The sequence below is a fragment of the Vibrio sp. ABG19 genome, from assembly GCF_029962385.1.
Taxonomy (GTDB): domain Bacteria; phylum Pseudomonadota; class Gammaproteobacteria; order Enterobacterales; family Vibrionaceae; genus Vibrio; species Vibrio ostreae.
On the sequence record NZ_CP071708.1, the window covers coordinates 3,067,680 to 3,083,637 of the forward strand.

A 15,958-nucleotide genomic window follows, 5' to 3' on the forward strand; every position below is an offset into this window, starting at 1 on the left:
TTATCAATGAAATGTGAAGTCGGCTTATCAGCGCTTACAAAACTACCACTTGAGCTGATGCTTGCCGTGAGACACTTTGGCACGGAGGTAATTCTCATTACCTGATTTAATGTGGGCTGCAGTATGTACCACTTCCACGATGTCGATACCGTACTCTTTCAGTTCACGTACCTTTTTCGGATTGTTGGTCACCAGACGGATCTTTTCTACGTTTAAAGCCTGCAGCATTTGTGCAGCTTCACTGAAATCACGCAGATCATCCCCAAAACCGAGATGGTTATTAGCTTCATAAGTGTTCATACCTTCACTCTGCAGACGGTACGCATCGATTTTGTTATATAAACCGATACCGCGACCTTCCTGGCGCAGGTATAAAATAATCCCGCCATGCTCACCCATCTTATTAATGGTTTCCTCCAGCTGCTCGCCACAATCACAGCGCGACGAATGAAAAACATCGCCGGTCAGACACTCTGAATGCATACGCACTAAAGGAACTTCTTGATTTTTATCTGCTGATTTGAAAATAACAGCGACATGCTCTTTATCGGTCTTCAACCCTCTGAAAGAGAGGATTTCTGCATCAATATTGCTCTGCGCACCTACTTTAAAATCAACTCTGGCTCTAACTTCCGCCATATCTGCACTCACCTGAATCATTACTGGATGCATGCTTGTTATTGTATGCATTCTAAAACTCTCTCTGTGAACATACTATGGGGACTGATACCCCAATTTTCAACGAAAAGATCACAAAAACATCTAAATGTTATAATATAACAATTTAGAAAAACTGCAATAAAAAACCCAGCGCTTTTTGATAAGGGCTGGGTTTGAGAAAAGTACTTATAATTCAGTAAATTAATGGCTCTGTGTCTTTTTCCATACCGCCAGTTCAACCCAAAGCTGTTCCAGCTCTTTAAGTTCTTCCGGCGTCAGGAAAGACAAAGTAGGTTTTGATTGTGGCAGAGCATAAGACTGCAATGCACTAATCTGTGCATAAAAGTCCTGCTTTAATTGCTTAATCACTGAATAGTCCACTGCCTTTTCCCGCTGATTATTTGTCTCTATGTCAAAATAATATCATTTTATCGAAATCAATGTGACTGAAATTTAATTTTTGGAATAATTGTCACATTTTATATGTTGTTATTTTTATTTAGATTCTGCTTATCAATATGATCGCAATATAAATACTAATGATCATGCCAATAGATATATTCAATAAATACAACCATCAAATCTATATTATTAATAGATACACAATTAAACTCAAACTCACTTAACGCACTGTATTCAATCGGGTTTTATAGCCATCCTGATGATTGTTTGTGCACTAATTGAGATTTAGCGATCGTCACCGCCTCCGGATCAAAACCAATGATCCTTGGATCAAAGCTAATCCAAATACCAAACCTTCCCATACGCCAAAATATGGTTTAACAATAATGAGTCTGGCAAGGCGTGTGTTTTTCGCAGTCGTGATTTGATTGAGCAGTGACTCGGCTGATATAGCTATTTATGACTTAATAGACTATCCGTTCCTGATATCCCATTTAGTGATAACCCATTAGTGCCGTAACAGACTATCTGTTCATAATAAACCGTCAGTGGCGTTATAAAAAAGCCGGGCTCAACGGCCCGGCTTTTTGTCAACTATAGTGTTTTTCAACCATCGTACTTTTTAACAACGACAGTACTTTTTAACAACGACAGTCATTACGCGTCAGAGTCACTATCTGTTGAATCAGTTGCGTTGCTCTCTGGCTGCTCTGATTCATCCGATGAAACCGACTGCGCTTCAGCATCGATATCTTCCGGTAAATCCGCATCTTCAATTTCTTCAATGCGCTGCAGGCCAACGACTTTCTCGTCTTCAGCGGTACGAATCAGTGTCACACCTTGGGTGTTACGACCAACCTGACTCACTTCAGCGACACGGGTACGTACCAGAGTACCGGCGTTAGTGATCATCATAAATTCATCACCTTCATCGACCTGTACCGCACCTACGACTTCGCCGTTACGATCAGAAACTTTGATAGAAACCACACCCTGGGTGCCACGACCTTTGGTCGGATATTCCGCCAACACCGTGCGTTTACCATAACCGTTTTCAGTTACCGTCAGTACGTCACCGTCAGTCTTAGGAACGATCAAAGATACCACTTTATCGCCCTCTGCCAGTTTCATACCTCGTACACCTGAAGCGGTACGCCCCATAGGACGAACACCTTTGAACTTAATCTCTGGCTGACCATTCTCATCAAGAACCGGATTTCCGTTCTCATCCACAACCACAGATTCTTCGGCTTCTTTAAAGCGAACGACTTTACCGAATTTCGAGAACAGCATGATTTCATTTTCGCCATCAGTGATATCGACACCAATCAACGAGTCGTCGTCACGCAGATTGACGGCAATCAGACCGTTCGCACGTACGTTCGCAAACTGATCAAGCGAAGTCTTCTTAACTGTACCGTCACCGGTTGCCATGAAGATAAACTTATCTTCCGTAAACTCGGTTACCGGCAGAATCGCAGTGATACGTTCGTTCTCTTCCAGAGGAAGCAGATTGACGATAGGCTTACCACGTGCAGTACGACTTGCCAGCGGCAATTGGTACACTTTCAGACGATAGGTCTTACCACGGGTCGAGAAGCACAGAATATTGTCGTGAGTATTCGCCACCAGCAGACGTTCGATGTAATCTTCGTCCTTCATGCGGGTCGCACTCTTACCTTTACCGCCACGACGCTGAGACTCATAGTCGCTCAGTAACTGGTACTTAACGTAACCTTCATGTGACAGCGTCACAACTACATCTTCGCGGGCAATCAGCTCTTCCAGATCGATATCGTGGCTGGCTGCCGTGATTTCAGTGCGGCGAGCATCACCGAATCCGTCACGAATCGCTTCCAGTTCTTCACGAATCACTTCCATCAGACGCTCAGTGCTCGCCAGGATGTGCATCAGTTCTGCAATTTGCTCCAGCAACTGTTTGTATTCGTCCAGGATCTTCTCGTGCTCAAGACCAGTCAGCTTGTGCAGACGAAGGTCAAGAATCGCTTGAGCCTGTTGTTCAGTCAGGAAGTACTGACCATCACGAATACCGTACTGAGGCTCCAGCCATTCAGGGCGAGCAGCATCAGTACCGGCGCGTTCCAGCATAGCCGCAACATTACCCAGATCCCAACCACGGGCAATCAGACCCGCTTTGGCTTCTGCCGGCGTGGGCGCTTTACGAATCAGATCAATGATGTCATCGATGTTCGCCAGAGCCAGTGCCAAACCCTCCAGGATATGGGCACGTTCGCGTGCTTTACGCAGCTCAAAAATAGTACGGCGCGTCACCACTTCACGGCGGTGATCCACGAAGCACTTCAGCATCTCTTTCAGGTTAAACAGTTTAGGCTGACCATTGTCCAGCGCGACCATGTTAATACCGAAAGTGGTCTGCAGTTGGGTGTTCGTGTACAGGTTGTTCAGAACAACTTCGCCGACAGCGTCACGCTTACACTCAATAACAATGCGCATACCGTCTTTATCCGACTCGTCACGCAGTGCACTAATACCTTCAACTTTCTTGTCTTTCACCAGTTCAGCGATCTTTTCAATCAGACGCGCTTTGTTTACCTGGTACGGGATCTCGCTGACAATAATGGTCTCACGGCCATTTTTGTCTGTTTCGATATCCGCTTTGGAACGCATGTAAATCTTACCGCGACCCGTTTTGTAAGCATCGATAATGCCTTTACGACCACTGATAAGAGCCGCTGTCGGGAAATCAGGACCTGGAATGTAGTCCATCAGTTCATCGATAGTGATCTCTTCGTTGTCGATATAAGCAAGACAGCCGTCAACAACTTCTGTCAGGTTATGCGGAGGAATGTTGGTCGCCATACCTACAGCGATACCGGAAGCACCGTTCACCAGCAGGTTTGGAATTTTAGTCGGAAGAACCGCAGGGATCTGTTCGGTACCGTCATAGTTCGGTACGTAATCAACCGTTTCTTTGTCCAGGTCAGCCAGCAGCTCATGGGCAATTTTAGACATGCGTACTTCGGTGTAACGCATTGCCGCGGCGGAGTCACCGTCGATAGAACCAAAGTTACCCTGACCATCGACCAGCATGTAACGCAGCGAGAAAGGCTGCGCCATGCGTACGATGGTATCGTATACAGCACTGTCGCCATGCGGGTGATATTTACCGATTACATCACCAACCACACGGGCAGATTTTTTATATGGTTTATTCCAGTCGTTACCCAGCACATTCATCGCGAACAGTACGCGACGGTGAACTGGTTTTAGGCCATCACGCACATCAGGAAGAGCACGACCCACGATAACTGACATCGCGTAGTCAAGGTATGAACCTCGTAGCTCATCTTCAATGTTTACGGGCGTGATCTCTTTAGCTAGATCGCTCATAGAGCCATTATCCCTCTATAGTTTGATCGGTATATCCAGACAAAACGAACCCTATGCCGGAATCAACATAAATGGTTTCGTCCACACACCTGGATATTATTGATACTTATAAGGTGAAAAAATATAACACAAGTTTCTAAGGTTCGGCATCACTTTCCCTCCCCTTTTATCAGGTTGTGACCTTTGTTGTGAATCAACTGCCGAGAATTTACACACTACTCCCATATCCAACTGAAAACAGATTATTTTTTGTTCGTTCTTTTTTTATTCAGGCAGAACAACTGGTGTAACAAGCGATCAGCGCTATAATGCGGACTCATCCATGGACGCGTAATACAGGCATAACAAGTATGAGTAAACCTCAAAACGTCGACCCGAACGAAATCAAGAAGTTCGAAGAAATGGCATCACGTTGGTGGGATCTGGAAGGCGAGTTTAAACCACTGCATCAGATCAACCCACTACGTCTCAACTATGTACAAGAACGTGTCAACGGCTTGTTTGGCAAAAAAGTTCTCGATGTCGGCTGCGGCGGAGGCATCCTGGCAGAAAGCATGGCGCGTGAAGGCGCTCAGGTGACCGGGCTGGATATGGGCAAAGAGCCGCTGGAAGTAGCCCGACTGCATGCCCTGGAAACGGGAACCAAACTCGATTACATCCAAAGTACTATTGAAGATCACGCAGAGCAAAACCCGCAGGCTTATGATGTCGTAACCTGTATGGAAATGTTGGAACATGTCCCGGATCCGCTGTCCGTCATTCAGTCTTGTGCAGCGCTGGTCAAACCTGGCGGTCATGTCTTCTTCTCGACCCTGAACCGTAACTTTAAATCTTATCTGTTCGCCATCGTCGGCGCAGAGAAGTTACTCAAGATTGTTCCGCAAGGCACTCACGATCACGAGAAGTTTATTCGTCCCTCAGAAATGATGAAAATGATCGACACCACTTCCCTGCAAGAGCAAGGGATTACCGGTCTGCAATACAATCCATTGACAGATACCTACCGCCTCGGTCGCAATGTGGATGTCAATTACATTGTGCACACAAGGTTAATCTGATGGCCCAAGCATAAGTAACGTCGGTTTCAGACCTCAGTGAGCTGGCGTAAGACGTAAACGACGACAGTATTAACTTGTATGCTTTGGCAACGGACTCTTTAATTACATATAGTGTACGCTAAAACCCGCCGCCTGGTTTATCACCACATGGTCAAGTTTTAGCGTATTTTTGTATTGATCCTCGCCGTTGATCTGACGAAAACGGCGATAGAGTTTTTACCTAAAGATCAAGAGATTTTTTTTCTCTCTTGGTTACGAAAAAAGCGATCTGAGAATCACAATTTCTTACACGTAATTCTGCCCTTTCGTCATCGGTGAGTGTCTACTAACTGAATTTTTTTATTTCGCAAGTTATCCACAAACTGTTCAAGATCTCCAACTTGCATTACCCCCTCAATAGCACTATCTTGTAACCCGAATACTGATGCACCCCTACATATAGTGTTTAGGACTCTATATGTAGGGCGAACTTGATCACAAAGCCGGGATTCACTTTACAAGAATTACTCAAAAATACGGCTTTTATCAGTTTTGTTAGGGAAATAAAGTAGAATGAACCAACAACTCACTGTCACCAAGCGTGATGGCCGCAAAGAAAAGATTGATCTAGAAAAGATCCACCGTGTGATCGCATGGGCCGCTGAAGGTCTGGACAATGTCTCTGTATCACAAGTAGAACTTCGTGCTCATATCCAGTTCTACGATGGCATTACCACCTCTGACATTCATGAAACCATCATCAAATCCGCTGCGGATCTGATTTCAGAAGAGACGCCGGATTACCAATACCTGGCTGCACGCCTGGCGGTTTTCCACCTACGTAAGAAAGCGTATGGCCAGTATGAGCCGCCACTGCTGCTGGATCACGTATCTGCGATGGTGGAAAAAGGTAAGTACGACAAACACCTGCTGGAAGACTATACACGCGAAGAATTCGAGTTGATGAATGACTTCATCGACCATCGCCGTGATTTGAATTTCTCTTACGCTGCAGTCAAACAGCTGGAAGGTAAGTACTTTGTACAAAACCGCGTAACCGGTCAGATCTACGAGAGTGCACAGTTCCTGTACATTCTGGTAGCAGCATGCCTGTTCGCTAAGTACCCGAAAGCTACGCGTCTGGATTACGTAAAACGTTTTTACGATGCGACATCGACGTTCAAGATTTCATTGCCTACGCCAATTATGTCTGGCGTGCGCACGCCTACCCGTCAGTTCAGTTCATGTGTACTGATCGAGTGTGGTGACAGCCTGGATTCAATCAACGCAACAGCGAGCTCGATCGTACGATACGTTTCCCAACGTGCCGGTATCGGTATTAACGCGGGTCGTATTCGTGCTTTGGGATCTGAGATCCGTGGTGGCGAAGCGTTCCACACAGGTTGTATCCCGTTCTACAAATACTTCCAAACGGCGGTGAAATGCTGTTCTCAAGGTGGTGTTCGTGGTGGCGCAGCGACAGTCTTCTACCCTGTCTGGCACGGTGAAGTTGAATCTTTGCTGGTACTGAAAAACAACCGCGGTGTTGAAGAAAACCGTGTACGTCATATGGACTACGGCGTGCAGCTGAACAAGCTGATGTACAAACGTCTGGTGGAAGGTGGCAACATCACTCTGTTCTCACCGTCTGATGTACCGGGCCTGTACGATGCATTCTTCCAGGACCAGGACGAGTTCGAACGCCTGTATGTTAAATACGAAAACGATCCTTCGATCAAACAGCGTAGCGTTAAAGCGGTTGAGCTGTTCTCCCTGCTGATGCAGGAGCGAGCATCAACTGGTCGTATCTACATTCAGAACGTCGACCACTGTAATACTCACAGCCCGTTTGATGCGAGCGTTGCTCCGGTACGTCAGTCTAACCTGTGTCTGGAAATTGCTCTGCCGACCAAACCTCTGGTGAACGTTGAAGATGACAGCGGCGAAATCGCGCTGTGTACTCTGTCTGCATTTAACCTGGGTGCAATCCAGAATCTGGATGATTTTGAAGAACTGGCTGAGCTTGTGGTACGTGCGCTTGATGCACTGCTGGATTATCAGGACTACCCTCTGCCAGCGGCTTACAAGTCAACCATGAATCGTCGTACTCTGGGTGTGGGCGTGATCAACTATGCATACTACCTGGCGAAACACGGTGTGAAATACTCAGATGGCAGCGCGAATGCCCTGACTCACCGAACCTTTGAAGCGATGCAGTACTACCTGTTGAAAGCGTCGGTGAACCTGGCTAAAGAGCAAGGTGCATGTCCGGCATTTAACGAGACCAATTACGCGAAAGGTCTGCTGCCGATTGATACCTATAAGAACGATATCAATCTGATCTGTGACGAAGCACTGCATTACGACTGGGATGCACTGCGTAGCGAGATCATGGAGCACGGTCTGCGTAACTCAACGCTGACTGCTCTGATGCCTTCAGAAACGTCATCACAGATTTCAAACGCAACCAACGGTATCGAGCCGCCACGTGGTTACGTTTCCGTCAAAGCGTCTAAAGATGGTATTCTGAAACAGGTTGTTCCTGAGTTCACTCGTCTGAAAGACAACTATGAACTGCTGTGGAACATCGGTTCAAATGATGGTTATTTGCACTTAGTCGGTATCATGCAGAAATTTGTTGACCAGGCAATTTCAGCCAATACTAACTATGACCCAAGTCGTTACGAAAGCGGCAAGGTTCCAATGAAGAAACTGCTTCAGGACCTGCTGACTGCGTATAAATTTGGTGTGAAAACACTGTACTACCATAACACTCGTGATGGTGCGAAAGACGATCAGAAAGATGCGGTTCAACCAGCCGACGACGATTGCGCAAGCGGTGCTTGTAAGATCTAATCAGATTTGAACTGACACTAATTGACTTGAATGCCCTCTGCTCTGCAGGGGGCGAAACGGATGAAGGCACAATGGCTTACAGTACTTTTACTCAAACAAAAAATAACCAACTTAAAGAACCTATGTTTCTGGGTCAGCCGGTTAACGTCGCACGCTACGACCAGCAGAAATACGATATTTTCGAAAAGCTGATTGAAAAACAGCTTTCTTTTTTCTGGCGTCCGGAAGAAGTAGATGTCTCCAGCGACCGTATCGACTACGCGAAATTGCCAGATCACGAGAAACACATTTTTATCTCCAACCTGAAATACCAGACCCTGCTTGACTCAATCCAGGGCCGCAGCCCGAACGTCGCTCTGCTGCCTCTGGTCTCTATTCCTGAGCTGGAAACCTGGATTGAAACCTGGTCATTCTCTGAAACCATCCACTCTCGTTCGTACACGCACATCATCCGTAACATCGTGAACGATCCTGCATTGGTGTTTGACGACATCGTTGAGAATGAGCACATCATCAAGCGCGCGAAAGACATCGCTCACTTCTACGATGATCTGATCAAAATGAGTAACGATTACCACCGTTACGGTGAAGGTAGCCACGAAATCAACGGCGAAACTGTTCACATCACGCTAAACGGCCTGAAGAAAAAGCTGTACCTATGCCTGATGTCGGTTAACGCACTGGAAGCGATTCGCTTCTACGTCAGCTTTGCCTGTTCATTCGCTTTTGCCGAACGTGAACTGATGGAAGGTAATGCGAAAATCATCAAGTTGATCGCCCGTGATGAAGCACTGCACCTGACCGGTACGCAGCATATGATCAACCTGCTGCGCAACGGTATGGATGATTTTGCCTTCCTGCAGATCGCTGAAGAGTGTAAGCAAGAGAGTTTTGACCTGTTCAAGCAGGCCGCTGAGCAAGAGAAAGAATGGGCAGAATATCTGTTCAAAGACGGCTCGATGATTGGCCTGAACAAAGACATCCTGTGTCAGTATGTTGAGTACATCACCAACATTCGTATGCATGCGGTTGGTCTCGAGCCGGCGTACCCTGGTGCGACCAGCAACCCGATTCCGTGGATCAATGCCTGGTTGTCTTCTGACAACGTTCAGGTTGCGCCACAGGAAGCAGAAATCAGTTCTTACCTCGTCGGTCAAATCGACAACGAAGTCAAAGCCAATGACTTCGAGGGCTTTGAACTGTAATGGCTTCGATTAAAATCAACAAAATCGTCAACATTGAGTCCAATCCGTCTAATACTCTGCTCGAAACCATGGAGCAGGCCGGATTGAACCCTGAATACAACTGCCGGGACGGCCATTGTGGCGCCTGCCGCTGTACTCTGCTATCAGGTGAAGTCGAATACGTTGGTTTTGCTATGGCCTACACAGAAAGTGATGAAATCTTGCCGTGTATCTGTAAGGCCAAAACGGCTGTAGAGTTGGTCAACGTCAACTATCATGTCAAAGCCAAACGCGCCTAGTCGCCACTCAGTGGTTTAGCGGTGTCACCGTCCAAACACACTGAGCAACGCAATGAAAAAAGCCAGAGTGCACGACTCTGGCTTTTTAGTTGCGCTTTTTCTTCAACTCGCTGCCTGCCCTAAGCACATCTATCCACATACATCTCTTGTCGCCACATATTTAAGTGAAGCAATACGAGTTAGCTGGAACAATACGAATTTTTAAGCGGAACAATATAAAATGCAGGCATTAACAGCGGCTGTGCTCCTTCCCTACTTAAACTCACCACCTAAAATCTGATCGGCGGTCCCCATAGAGACCGACTTATTGGCGATCTCTCTTCCACCATCATCATACAGAGACAAACGATAACCCTGATAATCGATCTGGTTGCTGTCTGCCGGGGCATGCAGCCATAAAGAAACCACATCCCGATTCACACTCCCTACAGCCTCTCCCAGAACCACTTTCTGACTTGCCACTTCATACCAAACCAAAATCCTTGATTGATGGAACATACCAGCCTCCCGCTGAAATGGAACACAACAGAACTTAGTTTAAGTGCAATCACGCAAACGAGATGGCTCAGATTTAAGACAGTTTTAGCATCACCCAATAAATCATGTGCTTAACATTTAGATAATTTTGGTATAACTGGCGGGGATAAAGCCAGATGGGTAATAAGCATATAATTCAATGTCTTATTACCCATTCGATGGATAGACAATCCGTTTATTAGCATTCGGGTTATTTCTAATGAGAAATCAGCCCGACTCATTAACCGTTAACCATCTACTCAGCCTTTAAGTACATTGGCCGGCAAGTAGAGTTCCTTCAACGTCGACAGCGAACCGTACTGTGCCAGAACGTTTTTACCGGACAAATAACGACGCAGCATATCGGCCGCAACGGTACCCATCAGCTCCTTTTGTTCCTGAGCGCTGAACGCACGGCTGAATTTAAACAGTTGCCCCCACTCTCCCTGCGGAGAAGAGAGCGCGACACTGAATGTATCCTCATTCAGAGGGCCGGTAACCAGCGCCAGGTCGGTCGTGCATTTATCTTTGGTCGCACCGGCCAGAGCAAACACCGCTGCGAGCGGATCTTTTTCACCCAGTCCGGCATCCGTACCATGACTCAGAACCCAACTATGGCCACTCAACACTTCGACCTGCTCATTACTGAGCAACCAGTGCGATAACCAGCCTTTGGTTGCTTGTTCTGCTATCGACAATGAAAGACCTTTATCGGCCATTAGATGGCCGATATGGGCCAGCATCGGTTCATCAACACTCACCACATGCTGCTCCAGGAGGGAATACATAAGCTGGAGGAATTTCACCCGCGTATCGAGATCACTCTTCGGACCAAACAGCTTCACCTCAATAAAGGGCATATAGGAACGGTAACCCAGCACATAGCCCTGCGGCAGATGCAGCTTATCCAGTTTGTCTGCGATCCCTGATTCAGAGGAACCAAAGGTATACAAACGGCTGCACTCCAGCCCAGCCTGCTCCGGATAGTTACGCTTCAGATCAGGCAGGATCTGCTCAGCCACCATACGCTTAAACTCTTTTGGGACACCGGGCGTAAAATAGAACCAGCAGTCGTTAATCTGCATTTTGAAACCACACGCAGTACCGATCGGGTTATCGATAATGGTCGCGTTTTCCGGCAACATCGCCTGCTTAATATTGCTTTCCGGCATGGTGCGGTTTCGGGCCGCATAAAAGGCCTCCAGACGCTCGAGCCACTGCGGGAACAGAACCAGTTGCTGCTCAGCGGCCTGTGATGCCGCAGCCGCACTTAAGTCATCAGTGGTAGGCCCAAGGCCACCATTCACAATCACAATGTCGTTATTAAAGCTCAGCATCAGCATTTCTTCTGCTAATACAGGCTGTGCATCGCCGACTGTCGAACGCTTGGATAAAGAAAAGCCGTGTTCAAAAAATTCGCGGGACATCCAGGCTGCATTAGTATCGACGATGTCACCATGCAGTACTTCCTCACCGGTACTTAACATTGCTATTTTAAGCATAGATATAACCTTGTTGTTCTCATTGCGTCTGATAGTACAGACTGCTTGTTGTTTCACTATATCGCCGATCGACCGTATCTCTCTATTAGTTTCATGTCAATTTCCCAGTTTTATATCAATTTCATATCGATGTGCTGGTGCAACCCAGCGGCTCTGGCACCTTGTGGCTCAGCTTCAGAGCCAATCCTTGAGTTACATAAACAACAAAGCGCCCGGAGGCGCTTTGTTATCGATATAGTCATCACAGCAGCAATGAAGGTTATGATCTTACTATCGAGTTCAGTTTTTGTCCGCAATCGCCTGTAGCGCTTTCGCAACCACCTCATCCATCGGCTGAGTAATATCAATAAATATCGCTTCATCAGCACCAGGCTCAATCAGAGTTTCAAACTGGCTACGCAGCATTTTTTCACCCTGAAAATAGTGGTCTGCACGCTGACTTAAGCGCGACCAAATGGTGTCGTAATCGCCTTGCAGATAGATGATCACTAACTCGTCATTATTCTCGCGCAAGATATCGCGATACTGCGGCCTAAGCGCCGAGCAGGCAATGACCGCTGAGTCATTATCAATAAACAGACGATTGAGCGTTTGCAGCCAACCGTAACGGTCTTCATCGGTCAGAGGAATACCCTGACTCATTTTGTCGACATTGTGCTGAGGATGAAAGTCATCACCGTCAAAGAAGGTCAGACCCAATCGCTGTGCCATCTGGCTGCCAACTGAGCTCTTACCGCAACCGGATACACCCATTACTAAGATTTTTTTCGCTTTCATAGGACAATACTTCCCTGGGCCCCACTCAAATGGGGCCTTTGTGCTCAAATTGAAATTGGTCGCTTAAGGTTACTGCCACCACATCGCGAGTTGCGGGAACACAATAACCAGTCCCAGTACCAGAATTTGCATACAAATAAACGGAATCAGTGACGAGAAAATCAATCCCAGACTGATGTCCTTCGGCGCTACCGATTTGAGATAGAAAGCCGCCGGACCGAATGGTGGTGACAGGAAAGAAACCTGCATGTTCAGACAGAACACAACACCAAACCAGATTGGGTCATAGCCCAGATTGATGATGATAGGTACGAAAATAGGCATGGTAAGCAGAGCAACACCGACCCAGTCCAGGAACATACCCAACACCAGCAGAATCACCATCATGATCAGCAAAGTCGCAATGGCACTACCGCCCGACAGAGCCAGAATCGTCTCTTCAACAAAGTCGATACCACCCATCAGGTTGTAAACCCCGACCAGAGCCGTCGCGCCAATACCGATCCAGATGATCATCCCACAGGTACGCATAGTGGCGATAGCACTCTCTTTGAGCATCGTCCAGCCCATCTCACCGCGAATAACCGCACTGAACATAATACCGACGACACCAAGGGCCGATGCTTCGGTGACCGATGCCACACCGGTATAAATACTGCCTAATACCACAGCCACCGATAGTAGCGGGAAGAACAGTGCTTTAAAGTAATTCGGGCGCTCGTTATCTTCTTCCAGCTCTTGCTGATCAAATTCCGGTGCCAGTGAAGGATTCAGATAACAACGAATCAGCACATATGCAACGTAACACATCGCCAAAATAAACGCCGGAACAAAGGCGGCTTTAAACAGGTCGCCGATTGATACACTGGCGGTCATACCATAAATAATCAGTACGATACTTGGCGGCAACATAGTACCCAACGCACCACCGGCACAGGTTGTACCGATAGCCAGTTTGCGGTCATAACCGAGACGCAGCATCTGTGGCAGTGCCAGAATACCCAACAGAACGGTTTCACCACCGATAACGCCGGACATCGATGCCAAAAGTACTGCAACCAGCAGCGTTTGTACGGCCACACCGCCACGCACACGGCGTCCGACGGATTTCATCGCATCAAATAAATCGCGCGCAATCCCGGAGTGATCCAGCATCGCCGCCATCAGTACAAACATCGGAATAGCCAGGAAAATGTAGTCCGAAGCGAAGCTGTACATACGGCTGGTAATCAGAGGAATAGCATCGACACCAAACCATCCCAGGGTAAAGAAGATGGCAACGAAACCGGTAACGAACGCCAGCTGCATACCTGTCAGCAGCAAGCCGATCATCATCACCAGCATGAGCAGACTGCCCCATTCAATACCAATTGAAGAAAGATCAAACATCGCGCTTTTTCCTTAGGGCTTGAATTTCCTGAATCAGGTGCAACACAAATTGCACAACCAAAATAATCAGAGTGACAAAAATAACCGCTTTCAGCAGCGCCGGATAAGGCGGGTTAAAAGCAGAACCTGAGGTTTCCAGACGCATCTCGCCCCACGGTGCAAACCAGGAAGCTTCAACAGTAATATAAGAGGCATACGCCATCATGCCGGCAAAGGCTAATCCGACAATGTGATGGACTAAATTAAGATAATGACGTGCACGTGGTGACACATGATCATAAATTAGCACCACACGAACATGTTTATTCGATGCCATGGCATAGACACCACCAAACACAAATAACGCACCACCGATAAAGGCCGCCGTCTCATGTACCCAAGTGGTGGGAGAGTCAAACACATAACGCATGACGACTTCATAAAAAGAAATCGCAACCGTTACCAGAAACAGCAGACTGAACGCATTACCAGCACGCACAATCCAAACGTCCAGCGCGTTTTTAGGCTGCTCATCATGAATAGGCGCAGCCGGTAGCTTCTTCTCGCTCATAACGAACTCTTGCTTTAACAGAGAGGGCAAAGTCGCCCTCTCTCAATGGAAAGAAAATATATAGGATAGTTATAGAAGATCGTTGTTTTGCAGGAAGGTAGTCACAGAATCATAGACCTTCTTCGCATTCGGAGAACGCTCTGCAAATACCGCCCACTGATCGCGTGCGATAGCACGGAATTTCTTACGTTCTTCATCAGACCAGTTATGAATGGTAATTTTAGGATTAGCATTGGCTTCTTTCACCGCTGCCTGGTCGGCAATTTTCAGCTGAGTGGTAATGTCATAAGAGAAATCACGTACTGACGTCACAAGAATTTGTTGCAAATCTGCCGGCATTTTTTCCCATTTCTTCTCGCTGATAGAAACATCGATCAGAGGCAGAGAGTGGAAACCCGGTTGAACCGGATGAGCCGCGACATCATTCATGCCTGCTTTTTGGTTAGTCGAGAATACGGTGTAATCCGCCGCATCAATGACGCCCTTACTCAGGCCGGTGAATACTTCAGAACCCGGCAGGTTAACCGGTGTCGCCCCCGCCGCCGCAAAGACTTGCTGCACCAGCCCTTCTGGCGCACGCAGTTTCAGACCTTTCAGATCTGCAACACCATCAAGCGGCTTCTTAGATACCAGAGATTCAACACCTGTTGTTGAAGCACCAACAAAATGAACACCGTATGGTTTGTAAAGTTCGGTTAAAAGTTCGTTGCCACCACCGTAGTTCATGTATTGCAGCAGTTGGGTTGTATCTGACCAGGCACCCACCATGTTACCTAACAGGCCGAAAGCCGGATCCTGACCAGAGAAGAATTCAGTCGCGGTCAGATGACCATCCAGGATCCCCATTTTGATCGCACTCAGGGTTTCGGTGTGTTTAACCACTGCCCCAACAGGTAACAGGTCAATATCGATACGTCCGCCGGACATTTTTTCGACCCGCTCGGCCCAGTCTTGCTGAATCTGGAAGTTGCGATCTCCGGATGGATCCGAAGATTGGATTTTCAGCTTGAAATCCGCAGCCATTGCAGACATAGATACCAAACCTGTTACCGCTGCGGCGATAATTGTTCTCGTCATAGCTTTCATAGAATTATCCTTTCGAGTTTCACGTCTAACACCGGTTTATGAATATTATGTTACCGGTAACTTGCGGTGTGAATGTTACTGGCAACTCCCATTGACTGTCCATGAAGTTGATCACAGCTTTTAAACATTCATTAACATCCAGCTTACTGATGTTATTTTTATAACCACCACAACATAAGCCTTTGTGCAGTTTAGTTAAAATTGCGAACAGCGGCGGATTAATCCAAAATTTTCCGCGCTGGTTATCGAAAAGGTTGATAGCGGTCAATATTTAAACACACACAACATCTAAACTCTTTAATAGCGATAAATTGAATGAGGTTCGGAG

13 protein-coding genes are annotated in these 15,958 nt (G+C 47.0%); 4 read left to right on the plus strand and 9 right to left on the minus strand.

Translation table 11 applies throughout. The features are described 5' to 3' along the window. Positions 1 to 42 precede the first annotated feature (42 nt). The 3 genes from ribA to gyrA all read right to left on the minus strand — a co-directional run bounded on the left by ribA (position 43) and on the right by gyrA (position 4,434). On the minus strand, positions 43 to 690 hold the full coding sequence (gene ribA, locus J0X00_RS20155) for a GTP cyclohydrolase II (RefSeq protein ID WP_136484844.1): 648 nt from the start codon (positions 688 to 690) through the stop codon (positions 43 to 45). 171 nt (positions 691 to 861) lie between these two features. Further along, entirely contained in the window at positions 862 to 1,041 is a 180-nt protein-coding gene (locus J0X00_RS20160; protein WP_136484842.1) for a hypothetical protein, read from the minus strand. A 678-nt stretch (positions 1,042 to 1,719) separates the two neighbouring features. Then, complete coding sequence (gene gyrA / locus J0X00_RS20165; protein WP_282477591.1) at positions 1,720 to 4,434, minus strand: DNA topoisomerase (ATP-hydrolyzing) subunit A; 2,715 nt, start codon at positions 4,432 to 4,434, stop codon at positions 1,720 to 1,722. A 350-nt stretch (positions 4,435 to 4,784) separates the two neighbouring features. On the opposite strand from gyrA, the gene ubiG reads away from it, so the two are divergent. From ubiG to yfaE, 4 genes are all read left to right on the plus strand, one after another. Next, positions 4,785 to 5,492, plus strand: a complete 708-nt coding sequence (ubiG, locus tag J0X00_RS20170; RefSeq protein WP_136484837.1) for a bifunctional 2-polyprenyl-6-hydroxyphenol methylase/3-demethylubiquinol 3-O-methyltransferase UbiG — start codon at positions 4,785 to 4,787, stop codon at positions 5,490 to 5,492. Between the two features lie 552 nt (positions 5,493 to 6,044). Then, complete coding sequence (gene nrdA, locus J0X00_RS20175) at positions 6,045 to 8,327, plus strand: class 1a ribonucleoside-diphosphate reductase subunit alpha (protein WP_282477592.1); 2,283 nt, start codon at positions 6,045 to 6,047, stop codon at positions 8,325 to 8,327. A 71-nt stretch (positions 8,328 to 8,398) separates the two neighbouring features. Beyond that, positions 8,399 to 9,532, plus strand: coding sequence for a class Ia ribonucleoside-diphosphate reductase subunit beta (gene nrdB, locus J0X00_RS20180; protein ID WP_136484833.1), 1,134 nt, complete (start codon positions 8,399 to 8,401; stop codon positions 9,530 to 9,532). Further along, on the plus strand, positions 9,532 to 9,810 hold the full coding sequence (gene yfaE, locus J0X00_RS20185; protein WP_136484831.1) for a class I ribonucleotide reductase maintenance protein YfaE: 279 nt from the start codon (positions 9,532 to 9,534) through the stop codon (positions 9,808 to 9,810). Before nrdB ends, yfaE begins: the two co-directional genes overlap by 1 nt. Positions 9,811 to 10,062: 252 nt before the next feature. Here the strand turns inward: yfaE and J0X00_RS20190 are convergent, their stop codons facing one another. The 6 genes from J0X00_RS20190 to J0X00_RS20215 form a co-directional block, all read right to left on the minus strand. Then, positions 10,063 to 10,308: a 30S ribosomal protein S6 modification protein gene (locus J0X00_RS20190; protein ID WP_136484829.1), complete on the minus strand. Its 246-nt coding sequence runs from the start codon at positions 10,306 to 10,308 to the stop codon at positions 10,063 to 10,065. Positions 10,309 to 10,586: 278 nt separating this feature from the next. Further along, entirely contained in the window at positions 10,587 to 11,828 is a 1,242-nt protein-coding gene (locus J0X00_RS20195; protein ID WP_282477593.1) for a CinA family nicotinamide mononucleotide deamidase-related protein, read from the minus strand. A gap of 279 nt (positions 11,829 to 12,107) precedes the next feature. Further along, entirely contained in the window at positions 12,108 to 12,605 is a 498-nt protein-coding gene (locus J0X00_RS20200; RefSeq protein WP_282477594.1) for a gluconokinase, read from the minus strand. 69 nt (positions 12,606 to 12,674) lie between these two features. Further along, positions 12,675 to 13,994, minus strand: coding sequence for a TRAP transporter large permease subunit (locus tag J0X00_RS20205; protein ID WP_136484823.1), 1,320 nt, complete (start codon positions 13,992 to 13,994; stop codon positions 12,675 to 12,677). Next, positions 13,987 to 14,544: a TRAP transporter small permease subunit gene (locus J0X00_RS20210; protein WP_282477595.1), complete on the minus strand. Its 558-nt coding sequence runs from the start codon at positions 14,542 to 14,544 to the stop codon at positions 13,987 to 13,989. Before J0X00_RS20210 ends, J0X00_RS20205 begins: the two co-directional genes overlap by 8 nt. Positions 14,545 to 14,613: 69 nt before the next feature. Then, positions 14,614 to 15,630 (minus strand): TRAP transporter substrate-binding protein, encoded by a 1,017-nt coding sequence (locus J0X00_RS20215; RefSeq protein ID WP_136484819.1) that lies wholly within the window; start codon positions 15,628 to 15,630, stop codon positions 14,614 to 14,616. Positions 15,631 to 15,958: the final 328 nt, after the last annotated feature.

Bases quoted from the DNA above. Each gene is read 5' to 3' on its own strand.
- nrdB (WP_136484833.1), top strand. From the start codon at position 8,399: ATGGCTTACAGTACTTTTACTCAAACAAAAAATAACCAACTTAAAGAA.
- J0X00_RS20210 (WP_282477595.1), bottom strand. From the start codon at position 14,544: ATGAGCGAGAAGAAGCTACCGGCTGCGCCTATTCATGATGAGCAGCCT.
- nrdA (WP_282477592.1), top strand. From the start codon at position 6,045: ATGAACCAACAACTCACTGTCACCAAGCGTGATGGCCGCAAAGAAAAG.
- J0X00_RS20205 (WP_136484823.1), bottom strand. From the start codon at position 13,994: ATGTTTGATCTTTCTTCAATTGGTATTGAATGGGGCAGTCTGCTCATG.
- ubiG (WP_136484837.1), top strand. From the start codon at position 4,785: ATGAGTAAACCTCAAAACGTCGACCCGAACGAAATCAAGAAGTTCGAA.
- J0X00_RS20215 (WP_136484819.1), bottom strand. From the start codon at position 15,630: ATGAAAGCTATGACGAGAACAATTATCGCCGCAGCGGTAACAGGTTTG.
- gyrA (WP_282477591.1), bottom strand. From the start codon at position 4,434: ATGAGCGATCTAGCTAAAGAGATCACGCCCGTAAACATTGAAGATGAG.
- J0X00_RS20200 (WP_282477594.1), bottom strand. From the start codon at position 12,605: ATGAAAGCGAAAAAAATCTTAGTAATGGGTGTATCCGGTTGCGGTAAG.
- J0X00_RS20195 (WP_282477593.1), bottom strand. From the start codon at position 11,828: ATGCTTAAAATAGCAATGTTAAGTACCGGTGAGGAAGTACTGCATGGT.
- J0X00_RS20190 (WP_136484829.1), bottom strand. From the start codon at position 10,308: ATGTTCCATCAATCAAGGATTTTGGTTTGGTATGAAGTGGCAAGTCAG.
- ribA (WP_136484844.1), bottom strand. From the start codon at position 690: ATGCATACAATAACAAGCATGCATCCAGTAATGATTCAGGTGAGTGCA.
- yfaE (WP_136484831.1), top strand. From the start codon at position 9,532: ATGGCTTCGATTAAAATCAACAAAATCGTCAACATTGAGTCCAATCCG.